Raw genomic sequence first — 11,925 nt, 5'->3', positions numbered from 1 at the left:
GCGAGGTGAGTGAGTTCGGTGAAGGAGCTGGCGGGCAGGCTCGCGGCGCTCGACCCCGACGCGGGTGCCGCACTCCAGGTGATCTCCTACTTCGACCGGCTGATCGAGGGCCGGGCGGGTCTGGAGTCCCTGGTGCGGGGCGCGGCCGTGCTGTCCGGCAGCCCGGCCCGACTCGTCGACGAGGAGCGCGGAGTCCGCGTCCGGGTCGAGGCCGACGGGACGCGCCGGGACGACGGCGGCCCCCTCGACCCGGCCTGGCCCTCGGTCCCCTTGACGCCGGACGGACCGCCTGCCGTCTGGCTGGAGCGCACGGGAGTCTTCGACGGGGTCCACGCGATGGTCCTCGAGCGCGCCGCGGCCGCCGCCCGGGTGGTGCTCGACCGGACGCGCGGGCGGGCTCCGGCGGAGGCCCGCCAGGCCGACCCCGCCTCGGTCGAGGTGCTCCTGGACGCCGCCGCCTCCGAGCACGCCCGGCGTCAGGCGGCCGTCCGGCTCGGCCTGCGGGACGTGGCCGCCGCCCGTGTGGTGGCGACCGTCGAGGGCGGCCCGCTCGTCGAAGCGGTGCCCGTCACCGGCGACAGCACGCCCACCACCGGTGGCCGTCGCGCGGGCATCGGCCCCGCGGTGCCCGTACGGGACCTTCCGGCGTCGTGGGCCGCCGCCCGTACCGCCCTGCGGTTCACCGCGGAGGGCACCGACCAGGACCCCGGCCCCCGCACGGTGTACGCGGACGAGCTGGGCGGCCTCGCGCTACTCGCGGACACGGTCGGCCCGACCACGGAACCCGTCCCCGACGTCCGCGCCCTCGAACACGCCGTCGCGACGGCCCCCTGGGCGGCGAGCACGCTGAACGCGGTCGCCTTCAGCGCGAGTCTGCGCGCCGCCGCGGCGGAGCTGAACGTGCACCACTCCACACTCCAGGACCGCCTCGTCCAGGCCGAGCACTGGCTCGACTGGCCGGTCCACGACCCGCACGGCCGACTCCGCCTCCAACTGGCGCTGGTCCTACGACGGTTGCACCGGAACGCGGCACGCTAGTACTGCTACACGGAGCGGTGGTACTGGTCGGGGACGTGGACCTGGACCTCCGCGCCCAGTTCACGGGCCGCCAGGCGTGCGAACGAGGGGTTGCGCAGCAGCTCGCGCCCCAGCAGCACGGCGTCGGCCTCGTCGTTGGCGAGGATCTTCGCGGCCTGCTCGGCGTCGGTGATGAGACCGACGGCGGCGACCGGCAGTGAGGTCTCCTCCTTGACCCGGGCGGCGAAGGGGACTTGGTAACCCGGCCCGACCGGAATGCGTACGCCCGAGACGTTGCCGCCGGTGGAGACGTCGAGCAGGTCGATGCCGTGCGCGCGCAGCTCGCCCGCGAAGCGGACGGTGTCGTCGGCGCTCCAACCGCCCTCCTCCAGCCAGTCGGTGGCGGAGATCCGGAAGAACAGCGGCTTGTCGTCGGGCCAGACCTCCCGCACGGCGTCCACGACCTCGAGGGCGAAGCGGACACGGTTCTCGTACGAGCCGCCGTACGCGTCGGTGCGGCGGTTGGAGTGCGGGGAGAGGAACTCGTGGACGAGGTATCCGTGGGCGCCGTGGATCTCGGCGATCTCGAAACCGGCGTCCAGGGCGCGCCGCGCCGCGTCCGCGAACTGGCCCACGATCTCCCGGATCCCGGCCACGGTCAGCTCGGTCGGCACCGGGTGCCGCTCGTCGAAGGCCAGCGCGCTCGGAGCGAGCGGCTGCCAGCCGTACGCGTCCTCGCCGACCGGCGCGCCGCCCTTCCAGGGGCGGTCGGTGGAGGCCTTGCGGCCGCTGTGCACGAGCTGGATCGCGGGTACGGTGCCCTGGCTCCGCAGGAAGCGGGTGATCCGGCGGAATGCCTCGACCTGGGTGTCGTTCCAGATGCCCAGGTCGTAGGGGCTGATCCGGCCCTCGGGGGAGACGGCGGTGGCCTCGACGACGATCAGCCCCGTGCCGCCGGTGGCGCGGGCGGCGTAGTGCGCGAAGTGCCAGTCGTTCGGCGCGCCCGTCGAGGGTCCCTCCGGCGCGGCCGAGTACTGGCACATCGGGGGCATCCACACCCGGTTCGGGATGGTCACCTCGCGCAGGGTGAAGGGCTCGAAGAGCGTGCTCACGGCGGACTCCGTTCGTCGAGGGTGCCGAGCTGCACCTCGTACGATAGGCGTCGTAGTACGGCATGTGTCAAACTACGAGGGATGTCGAACAATCCCCGTACACTGGGGTTCCTGGACGAAGATGAGGTTCCTGGACGAAGTGGAGCCATCGTGACGACCGCAGACCCCGCCGGCAGCAGCCGTGACCTGCCGCACCCGGTGCGTGAGGAGATCCGCCTGGAGTCGGTGCTGCACGCGCTCTCCGACCCCATGCGGCTGCGGATCGTGCGCGAGCTCGCCGCCGTAGGCGACGAGCTCTCCTGTTCGCACTTCGACCTGCCGGTCACCAAGTCCACCACCACGCATCATTTCCGGGTGCTCCGTGAGAGCGGGGTGATCCGGCAGGTCTACCGGGGAACGGCCAAGATGAACGCTCTGCGAGGAGCCGACCTGGACGCGCTGTTCCCCGGGTTCCTCGACAGCGTCCTCGGCGCGATCGAGCGGCAGGGCGAGCGGCTCGGCGAACCTCGGCGAATGGCTGGGTGACCGGCCGGGTGACCGGCGGGGCTCAGACCGAGGCGGCCTTCGGTTCGGCGGCGGCCCCGGCCGAACCCGCCTTCCCCGGCAGGTGGTTGAAGAGCAGGTTCAGGACGATCGCCGTCAGGCATCCGGCGCTGATCCCGCTGTTCATCACCGTCTGGAACCAGTCGGGGAACTTCGCGTAGATCGTCGGCACGCCGACGGGGAGCATGCCCACGGCGACCGAGACGGCCACCACCGTCAGGTTGTTGTTGCCCTTGAAGTCCACCTCGGCCAGCGTCCGCAGCCCGCTCGCGGCGACCGTCCCGAACATCACCAGACCCGCGCCGCCAAGGACCGGCGCCGGCACCGCCGCGACCACCGCGCCCAGCTTGGGCAGCAGACCGAGCAGGACGAGGATGCCGCCCGCGGTCGCCACCACCCAGCGGCTGCGCACCCGGGTCATGCCGACCAGACCCACGTTCTGCGCGAACGCCGTGTAGGGGAAGGTGTTGAACACACCGCCGAGCACCGTGGAGAGACCGTCGGCGCGCAGGCCGTCGGCCAGCGTGCGTGGCTCGACCTTGCGGTCGGTCATCTCGCCGACCGCGATGAGGTCACCGGTCGTCTCCGTCATCGTCACCAGCGCCACGACCAGCATCGACACGATCGCGGAGGCGTGGAACGTCGGCGTGCCGAAGTGGAACGGCGTGCTGATCCCGACCCAGTGGGCGTCCCCGACCCCGCCGAAGTCCGTGAACCCGAACGGCACCGCCACGGCCAGGCCCACCGCGATGCCGACCAGCACCGCGATCCGGCTCAGGAAGGGCGGCGCGAACCGCTGCACACCCAGCACCACGGCCAGGACGAAGCCCGCGAGCGCCAGGTTCTTCGGTTCCCCGAAGTCCTTCGCGCCCACTCCGCCAGCCGCCCAGTTGCCCGCCACCGGCAGCAGCGAGACCCCGATGATCAGGATGACGGTGCCCGTGACCAGCGGCGGGAAGAAGCGCAGCAGCCTGCCGAAGACCGGCGCCAGCAACACGATCGCGAGTCCCGCGACGATCACCGATCCGTAGATCGCGGGCAGTCCGCCGCCCGTCGTCCCGATCAGGACCATCGGCGTGACCGCCGCGAAGGTGCAGCCCTGCATGATCGGCAGTCGTACGCCGAACCGCCAGAAGCCCACGCACTGGATGAGGGTCGCGATACCGCACACCAGCAGGTCCGCGGTGATCAGATACGCGAGGTCGGCGGGCGAGAGCTTCATCGCCCCGCCCACGATCAGCGGTACGGCCACCGCGCCCGCGTACATCGCGAGCACGTGCTGCAGCCCGAAGGCGGCCAGGTGGCGTACGGGTGGGACCTCGTCGACGGGATGCACGGGATGCGCGGGTGCGGTGGTCGCCATGGGCACTCCAGGAGCGGCGGGTGGGGGCGGGGGCGGCCGGACGGCGCGAGGAACGTCCGAACAGCACGAGACCGTAAGGGGCTTGAACAGTTTGTTGATTTCCGGCCCGTTGCCGCTATGTGTCATGCCCACCGAGTCGCGCCCGACCCCGCCGGAAGGCCTCTAGGACGAAGTCGCCGTCCGCGCCGCCGCCAGCAGTGAAGTCCAGTCGGGCAGCTTGACCACACCCCGTCCGAGCGAGGCCCCGAGCTCCGCCTCCGCCCGCTCGATCGCCTCCCATCCGGCCCACGGAACCGGTGTCGCCCCGGCCGCCCGCAGCGCCGCGAGGGGATCCTCGGCCAGCTCCCGTCGCATGAGTTCGGGCGCGTCCTCGACGAGCGAGGTCACCGTCTCCTTGGCGCACGGCCGGTTGGTGCCGATGACGCCGGTCGGGCCCCGCTTGATCCAGCCCGCCACATACTCGCCCGGCGCGACCACGCCGTCCCGCAGCACCCGGCCCGCGCTGTGCGGCACCGTGCCGTGGTCCGTGTCGAAGGGCAGTCCTTCGAGGGGGACGCCCCGATAGCCGACCGAGCGGAGCACCAACTGCGCCTCGATGTCCTCGTACCGTCCCGTGCCCGTCACCCCGCCGTGTCCGTCGGGCGCCGTACGCTCGAAGCGCACCGCGCCCACCCGGGTGCCGTCGCCCTCGTCGGGAAGCAGTTCGACCGGGCGCAGGAAGAAGCGCAGCCGGATCCGGCGGGCCCGGTCCTGCGCCGGTGCGGCGGCCCACCCCCGCAGCACTTCCACATTGCGGCGCTGCGCGGCGGGCAGGTCCGACGGGTCGACGTACTGCGGATCGAGCGCCAACTCCTCGGGATCCACCACCACTTCGGTGTCCGGCAGCGAGCCGAGCTCGCGCAGCTCCTTGGTGGTGAACCGGGCCTGCGAGGGACCGCGCCGCCCGATCATGCTGATCTCGGTCACCTTGCTCGCGGCCAGCGCCCTCAGCGCCGCCTGCGGAACGTCCGTGGGGCTCAGCTCGGACGCGCCGCGGGCCAGCATCCGGGTCACGTCCACGGCGACGTTCCCGACGCCGACGACCACCGCCGAGCGTGCGCCGAGCGCGAAGCCGTCGGTGGCGGAGTCGGGGTGTGCGCTGTACCAGGACACGAACTCGGTCGCCGACCAGCTGCCCGACAGCTCCTCGCCCGGCACTCCGAGATGGCGGTCGGTGGCGGCGCCCACGCAGTAGACCACCGCGTGGTACAGCTCCCGCAGCCGGGTCACGGGCACCCCGCCCGGGCCGACCTGGACATCGCCCAGGAACCGCACCCGCTCGTCCTCCAGGACCGCCCGCAGATTGTTCTGCAGCGACTTGATCTTCTCGTGGTCCGGCGCCACGCCGTAGCGCACCAGGCCGTACGGGCATGGCAGTCGGTCCAGGACGTCCACCCGGACCTCGGACAGCCCGCTCTGGACGAGGCTCTGGGCGGTGTAGACCCCGCTGGGTCCCGAGCCGACGACGGCGACATACAGCACGGCGGAACTCCCAATCCGAAACCCGAACAGCTCGAGGAGATCGCTGATGGCTCCAGCATCGCACCACCGACGCTCCGCTGACAGGGTGCGGCGCGCGGCACACGCGTATGGGTTCATCCGCACGGAAAGTCATGACATGAATACATGTTGTGATCGTTCCGGTGCTCGCCAGAGGTGTCGCCAGAGGTGTCGCCGAGCGTCACCGCAACTCGCGCATCCTGCTGATCTCGCTCGTCTGCTGGGCGATCACGTCGTCGGCCATCTCCTCGACCTGGATGTTGTTGCCCTGGGCCTTCACCTCCGTGGCCATGGAGATCGCCCCGTCGTGATGTGTGATCATCAGCTTCAGGAAGAGCGTGTCGAAGGCCTTGCCCCGCGCCGCGCGCAACTCCTTCAGCTGTGCCTCGGTCGCCATGCCGGGCATCGCCTCGTGCCGGTGCTCCGTGGCCCGCTTGTCGCCGTCGTGGGCCGTGAGCCAGCCCTTCATCGTGGTGATCTCCGGCCCCTGCGCGGCCGCGATCCGCGCGGCGAGCCGCTTCACCTGGCCCGACGCCGCCTGCTTCGGGGCGAGTGCGGTCATCTCCAGGGCCTGGGTGTGATGTTCGATCATCATCCGCGCATAGGCGAAGTCCGCCGTGTTGGGGGAGTCGTCCTCGTTGCGCTGCTTCGCGGCGTCCGCGGCGGAGAGCGTCTCGGCCGCCTCGCCCGGCTTGCCGGGGGCGATCACCGAAGGCCCGCTCGTCCCGGCGGACTTGGGCGCGGAAGCCGAGCCGGAGTCGCAGCCCCCGAGCGTGAGCACGGCGACCGTCAGCGAGGCCGCGCCCAGGAGCGCACGGCGTGTGCGGGGCGTACGGGACGCGCGGGACGTACGACGGAGCAACACATCGACCTCCAGGGGCACATGAATCACCGGACACCTCACAGGTGTTTCATGACCGTCCTAGCACGCCGGTGAACGTTGCTGATCAAAAACCTTCATTACGAGTACGTTGCCATCTGTTGATCAGCGCATGAGTCGGACGATACTTCTGGGGTCCGTGAACCGTTCGACTGCGAACGGCTACAAGGGAGGACGCAGTGACCCTGTTGATCGATCCCCGAACGCGGCGCAGACGCCTGGGAGTTGCCGCGGCCGCGGCCGGACTCCTGGCCGCGCTGCTCACGGCCGGCCCGGCGGCCGCGACCCCCGATCCCGGGGACGGCCCCGCCGTTCCGGAGAAGGTGTCCCGCAGTGATGCCACTGAGACCAGGACGGCGATCGCGAACGGCGAGATACCCGGGCAGGACGAGATCGTCCACTCCGACAACATCGAACACCTCACCAACATCCCCAAGGACGCGCTGCCCGGCACCAATTCCGACCTCGCGTTCCAGGGCAAGTACGCCTTCGCCGGCAACTACGACGGCTTCCGCATCTTCGACATCAGCAACCCGAAGGCGCCCAGGACGGTGGCGCAGGTGCTCTGCCCGGGCTCGCAGAACGACGTGTCCGTCTCCGGCAACCTGCTCTTCCTGTCCACCGACTCCTCGCGCAGCGACAACTCCTGCAACAGCACCACGCAGCCCGCGACCGAGAAGTCCTCGTGGGAGGGCATGAAGGTCTTCGACATCACCGACAAGGCGAACCCGAAGTACGTCGCCGCCGTCGAGACCGCCTGCGGCTCGCACACCCACACGCTGGTGCCCGAGCGCAAGAACGTCTACATCTACGTCGCCTCGTACTCGCCGAGCGCCACCTTCCCCGACTGCCAGCCCCCGCACGACGGGATCTCGGTCATCAAGGTGCCGCGAAAGGCCCCTGAGAAGGCGGCCGTGGTGAACTTCCCGGTGCTGTTCCCGGGCGAGGGGCCGGACGGCGGCGGCAACCCGGGCGCGCCCACCAACCCGGGCGTCTCCAAGACCACCGGCTGCCACGACATCACGGTCCTGCCCTCCAAGGACCTGGCCGCCGGTGCCTGCATGGGCGACGGCATCCTGTTCTCCATCAAGGACCCGGAGCACCCGAAGGTCATCGACCAGGTCGAGGACAACGTCAACTTCGCGTTCTGGCACTCGGCGACCTTCAACCAGAAGGCGAACAAGGTCGTGTTCACCGACGAGTTGGGCGGCGGCGGGGCGGCCACCTGCAACGCGGCCATCGGTCCGAACCGCGGCGCCGACGGCATCTACGACATCGTCGGCAAGGGCGACAAGCGCAAGCTCGTCTTCAAGAACTACTTCAAGATCCCCCGCCACCAGGCCGACACCGAGAACTGCGTGGCCCACAACGGCTCGCTGATCCCCGTCAAGGGCAAGGACCTCATGGTCCAGGCCTGGTACCAGGGCGGCGTCTCCGTCTGGGACTTCACCGACTCCTCGAACCCGAAGGAGATCGCCTACTTCGAGCGCGGACCCCTGACCACCGACAAGCTCACGGTCGGCGGCGCCTGGTCGGCGTACTACTACAACGGCTACATCTACTCGAACGACATCGCCAAGGGCTTCGACGTCCTCAAGCTCAGCGACCGGCGCACCGATCCGGCCAAGCGGGTCCACCTGCGCGAGCTCAACGTCCAGACGCAGCCGGACTACTTCGACTGATCGTCGGACGACTGATCGTCGGACGGCTGCTCGTCCGGTCGTCGGCCGGTCGTGAAGAACCGTGACAGATCGCTCTCGCACGTCCCGCCGGGCACCTCGGTGCCCGGCGGGACACCCATCTCCCAGTCGAGGTGGTAGCGCTCGAACAGCTCGGCCCGCAGCCTCGGGACCGGCATCGGCACACCCGGCACCAGGGCCGCGTACACCGCGCCCATGAGCACCGCCCGCAGCATCGGGTAGTCGGTGTCGGCGTCCTGGGAGCCGTACTCGGCGACGGTCTCCCGCAGCAGCTGCGCGAGGCGCTGCTGCTCCGGACACTGCACGAACCCCTCGCCCTGCAATATCCCCGCCATGTGCTGACGCATCAGCACGGGCCGGTCCCGCGCCAGGCCCAGGATCGCGTCGATGGCCCGCGCCAGCCGCTCGCGGCCGTCCTCGGTACGCGGCTCGCGCTCCAGCCCCTCCTCCAGCGTGCGGTGCATCATCCGGTGCACGGCGGACTGCAGGAGCTGGCGTTTGCCGGGAAAGTAGTACGACACCAGTCCGCGCGCCGATCCCGCGCGATCCGCGATGTCCCCGAGCGTCGTCGCCTCGTAGCCACGCTCGTTCACCAGCTCCACCGCGGCCTGCAACAGCCGCTCCCGGGAACGCCGGCGCAACTCTTCATTGACCGACGGGCTGCGCGGGGACATGCTGGAACTCCTGTGTTGACTGGCTGCCAGCCAACTATACTCAGAGCGTCCGGGCCATGACCCACCGCGGGGGAGGCTTCGGGCTGCCGTCCGCCTGGGGCGACGCGGGGGATCGTCTCAGGCGGACGGGTACAAGGCGAGCGGAATTCCCGGCCGGGCAGGATTCCCGAGCGAGTCGCACAGCCGCGCTGGCCTCCTTAGAGTGGGCGAAAGTGCCGAGGAGGCGGGTGGAGATGGATCAAGAACAGATCCTGGCCAAGATCACGGCGATGGTGGACGACGAGCGGCGGCTGCGCGACGCCGCCGCATCAGGGCAGATCGACAGCGCCACGGAACACGAACGGCTCGGACAACTGGAGCGCGAGCTCGACCAGTGCTGGGACCTGCTGCGCCAGCGGCGCGCGAAGTCCGAGTTCGGGGAGAACCCGGACGAGGCGCGCGTACGACCGTCCTCGCAGGTCGAGGGCTATCAGAGCTGATCGTGAGGGGCCGCCTCCGGGCCGCCTCCGCACCTCCGGGCCGCCCCCGGGTCTCCAGGCCGACATCGACGGCCTCCGGGCCCGCGGGCGCTCCCGGGAAGGCGCACGGGTCAGCCGACCAGGTCCAGCACCGGCCGCAGTCCCTCCGGGCGCCGCGCCGCGGGCAGGTGGTCCACGAAGTGCACCGCGCAGCCCAGCGCCGCCGCACCCCCGTCCGCGCGGCGGTCGTCCCCGACCATCAGCGTGTCCTCGGGGGCGATGCCCAGCGCCTCGCAGGCGGTCGCGAACAGCCGTGGGTCAGGCTTCTGAATGCCGTGCTCGTACGACAGTACGTACGCGCCCACGTACCGGTCGAGGCCGTGCTCACGGAAGACGGGCCGCAGATCCCAGCCGATGTTGCTGACCACGCCGACCGCGACCCCGCGCTCGCACAGGGTGTCGAGCACCTCGGCCGTGTCGGGGTAGGGCCCCCACGCCGCCGGGAGCATGTGACGGTCGTACAGCGCGTCGTGCAACCGGGCATCGGGCAGCCGCACCTGGCGGGAGATCGCCGTGTACATGACCCGGTGCTCCTCGGCGCTCGCGTCCCGCCTGCGCCACAAGTCCTCCGAGCCCTCCGGCAGCCGGGGCGCGACGCCACCGCCGGGCAGCGCGCCCACCGCCTCCAGGGCCTCCGCCGCCTCGGTCAACTCCCGCTCCGGCAGGGTGAGATCGGCGTCCCTGAGCACCGCGCGCAGCCAGGACTCGGTCGGTTCGGCACGGAACAGGGTTCCGGAGAAGTCGAAGAGCACGCCTTTGATCGTCATGAGGGAGATCCTTCGGGGCGCGCTCCGCGTCGGTCAAGCACGCTCCGGGCGGGTCGAGCACGCTCCGTGCCGGTCAAGTACGTTCCGAGCCGAAGAGGCGCTCATGGGTCATCACCGCCAGGGCGACCACCAGCGCACCGAGCAGCCAGCCGCCCAGGACGTCCGAGGGCCAGTGGACCCCCAGCCAGACACGGGTCAGGCCGACACCCACGACGGAGACCACGGCCAGCGCCAGTGCCGTACGCCGCAGCGCGCGCCCGGCGCCGTACAACTGGAGCAGCCACAGCAGCAGCCCGCACACCACCGTCGCGGTCATGGCGTGGCCCGAGGGGAAGGCCGCGTAGTGCGCGGAGTCCACGGGGTCGGGCCAGACGGGGCGTGCCCGGCCGACCGCCGCCTTCAGTGACTGCTGCGCCACCGTGCCCAGCACACCGGCGGCCGTCACCCACAGCGCCGGCCACCACGCCGAACGCCGCCACACCAGCCCGAGCACGACCAGCGCACCCAGCGCGCGCATCGTCCACGGGTCCCACACCCAGTCCGTCAGAACGCGGAACACCTGGGTGACACCGGGTTCGTCGACCGCCCAGCGGTGCGTGGTACGCGCGATGTCGCCGTCGAGGGCCGACAGCGGTCGCCAGGAGAACGCGACCAGCAGGAGAAGCAGCACGGACGGAACGGCGAGCACCGCCGCGGTGACTGCCGCGGTCCGTGCAGTCGGGGTACCAAGCGGTGGGTCGAGGGGCGGGGAGCACATACGGTGATCCTCACCGACGTACGGGGCCGGGGGCCAACCCCGTGGCGCCGAATCGCCGCTGTTGCAGCTAGCCGAGCGCCCGCAGGCCCGGTACGAACGCCACCAGCAGGGGGATCACCGGCACCAGCGTGGCCGCCGCCGTCAGCCGCAGCCGCCGCGACGGCGTCAGCCGGTCCGGGGGAGCGAGCAGGCGGTGCACCCGCTGCGGGACGTGTGCCTGTGGAGTCGGACAGGGGCCGAACACGCCCCGGTCCTCGTTCAGTTCCACCAGCGCGAGGGCGGTCGTGAGGCGGCCGAAGCGGCGGGAGGCCATGTCGTCGGCGGCGAGTTCGACCAGGCGGTGCATCTCGTCGCGGAACGCGGCGAACACGGGCACCTGCGGAAAACCGACGGCGAGGGCGGCCGAGCAGTGCAGCAGCCAGTCGTGCCGGGCCTGCGCGTGACCCTGTTCATGGGCGAGCACGGCGTCCAGCTGACGCCCTTTGAGACGGCGCAACGCGGCTGTGGTGACGACGAGTTGGGGAGCGGTTCCGGGCAGCCACCAGGCGTCAGGACGCTCGCCCTCCAGCACCACCAGCCGGTCACTGCTCGGCTCCTCACCGGGCAACAGCGGTGCGCGTACGAGGAGTTCGTCACGGCTCTGCCGACGGTGGGCCCGGGCCCGCAGCACCTCGCGGACCAGCATCGCCGCGGTCCAGGCACCGCCGCAGGCGAGCGCCACGGCGGTCGTCGCGGCCCACGGGCTCCCCTTGCTCAACGCGTAGGCCTCCACGACGGAGTGCGGAGCGGGGGCGAAGACATGGCCGCGCACCGCCACCCACGCGGCGGCCGCGCTGAGCGTCATCGACAGGACGCAGCACAACAGAACGGCCGCCACCACGCACTGCCACGCCCACAGGGCGACCACGGGTTCATGGTCCGGCCACTCCGCCCGGGCGAGCAGTCGTGGAGCGACCACGGCGGCCAGGGCGCCGAGCAGCAACAGTGCCGCGGGGACCATCATGAGGTGAAGCCTATGAGCGGAGCGTCGCCGGGGGATACGGCCCGCGACGACA

The 11,925-nt window shown here is 71.1% G+C and carries 12 protein-coding genes; 4 read left to right on the top strand and 8 right to left on the bottom strand.

From position 1 onward, the window contains the following. The first annotated feature begins 18 nt into the window (after nt 1–18). Nucleotides 19–1,038, top strand: coding sequence for a helix-turn-helix domain-containing protein (locus tag OG798_RS10910; protein WP_267061064.1), 1,020 nt, complete (start codon nt 19–21; stop codon nt 1,036–1,038). A gap of 5 nt (nt 1,039–1,043) precedes the next feature. Here OG798_RS10910 and OG798_RS10905 read toward each other — a convergent pair whose 3' ends face one another. Next, a complete protein-coding gene (locus OG798_RS10905; protein ID WP_267061063.1) occupies nt 1,044–2,129 on the bottom strand; it encodes an NADH:flavin oxidoreductase/NADH oxidase in 1,086 nt (361 codons plus the stop codon). Between the two features lie 150 nt (nt 2,130–2,279). Between OG798_RS10905 and OG798_RS10900 the strand changes: the two genes are divergently transcribed. Beyond that, a complete protein-coding gene (locus tag OG798_RS10900; RefSeq protein WP_267061062.1) occupies nt 2,280–2,654 on the top strand; it encodes an ArsR/SmtB family transcription factor in 375 nt (124 codons plus the stop codon). A gap of 22 nt (nt 2,655–2,676) precedes the next feature. Here OG798_RS10900 and OG798_RS10895 read toward each other — a convergent pair whose 3' ends face one another. The 3 genes from OG798_RS10895 to OG798_RS10885 form a co-directional block, all read right to left on the bottom strand. Then, entirely contained in the window at nt 2,677–4,035 is a 1,359-nt protein-coding gene (locus OG798_RS10895) for a nucleobase:cation symporter-2 family protein (protein ID WP_121416944.1), read from the bottom strand. Between the two features lie 162 nt (nt 4,036–4,197). Continuing rightward, nucleotides 4,198–5,556: an FAD-dependent oxidoreductase gene (locus OG798_RS10890; protein WP_267061061.1), complete on the bottom strand. Its 1,359-nt coding sequence runs from the start codon at nt 5,554–5,556 to the stop codon at nt 4,198–4,200. A gap of 199 nt (nt 5,557–5,755) precedes the next feature. Next, nucleotides 5,756–6,457, bottom strand: a complete 702-nt coding sequence (locus OG798_RS10885; protein WP_413253640.1) for a DUF305 domain-containing protein — start codon at nt 6,455–6,457, stop codon at nt 5,756–5,758. Nucleotides 6,458–6,633: 176 nt separating this feature from the next. Here OG798_RS10885 and OG798_RS10880 point away from each other — a divergent pair, with 176 nt between their 5' ends. Next, a complete protein-coding gene (locus tag OG798_RS10880; RefSeq protein ID WP_097226613.1) occupies nt 6,634–8,136 on the top strand; it encodes an LVIVD repeat-containing protein in 1,503 nt (500 codons plus the stop codon). On the opposite strand, the gene OG798_RS10875 is transcribed toward OG798_RS10880, so the two are convergent. Beyond that, nucleotides 8,124–8,828, bottom strand: a complete 705-nt coding sequence (locus tag OG798_RS10875) for a TetR/AcrR family transcriptional regulator (RefSeq protein ID WP_121416947.1) — start codon at nt 8,826–8,828, stop codon at nt 8,124–8,126. The two genes, OG798_RS10880 and OG798_RS10875, sit on opposite strands and share 13 nt — an antisense overlap. A gap of 233 nt (nt 8,829–9,061) precedes the next feature. On the opposite strand from OG798_RS10875, the gene OG798_RS10870 reads away from it, so the two are divergent. Then, nucleotides 9,062–9,307 carry a DUF2630 family protein gene (locus OG798_RS10870; protein ID WP_067373507.1) on the top strand — a complete coding sequence of 82 codons (246 nt, stop codon included), beginning with the start codon at nt 9,062–9,064 and terminating at the stop codon, nt 9,305–9,307. A gap of 110 nt (nt 9,308–9,417) precedes the next feature. On the opposite strand, the gene OG798_RS10865 is transcribed toward OG798_RS10870, so the two are convergent. From OG798_RS10865 to OG798_RS10855, 3 genes are all read right to left on the bottom strand, one after another. Then, entirely contained in the window at nt 9,418–10,113 is a 696-nt protein-coding gene (locus OG798_RS10865; RefSeq protein ID WP_121416948.1) for an HAD family hydrolase, read from the bottom strand. A gap of 73 nt (nt 10,114–10,186) precedes the next feature. Continuing rightward, entirely contained in the window at nt 10,187–10,870 is a 684-nt protein-coding gene (locus OG798_RS10860) for a phosphatase PAP2 family protein (protein WP_267061060.1), read from the bottom strand. Between the two features lie 67 nt (nt 10,871–10,937). Beyond that, nucleotides 10,938–11,873, bottom strand: coding sequence for a M56 family metallopeptidase (locus OG798_RS10855; RefSeq protein WP_267061059.1), 936 nt, complete (start codon nt 11,871–11,873; stop codon nt 10,938–10,940). Between the last annotated feature and the right edge of the window lie 52 nt (nt 11,874–11,925).

Source organism: Streptomyces sp. NBC_00271 (assembly GCF_036178845.1).
In the GTDB taxonomy this organism is placed as follows: domain Bacteria; phylum Actinomycetota; class Actinomycetes; order Streptomycetales; family Streptomycetaceae; genus Streptomyces.
The sequence above is the reverse complement of the archived record's forward strand: the minus strand, read 5'-3'. Positions and strand labels throughout refer to the sequence as shown.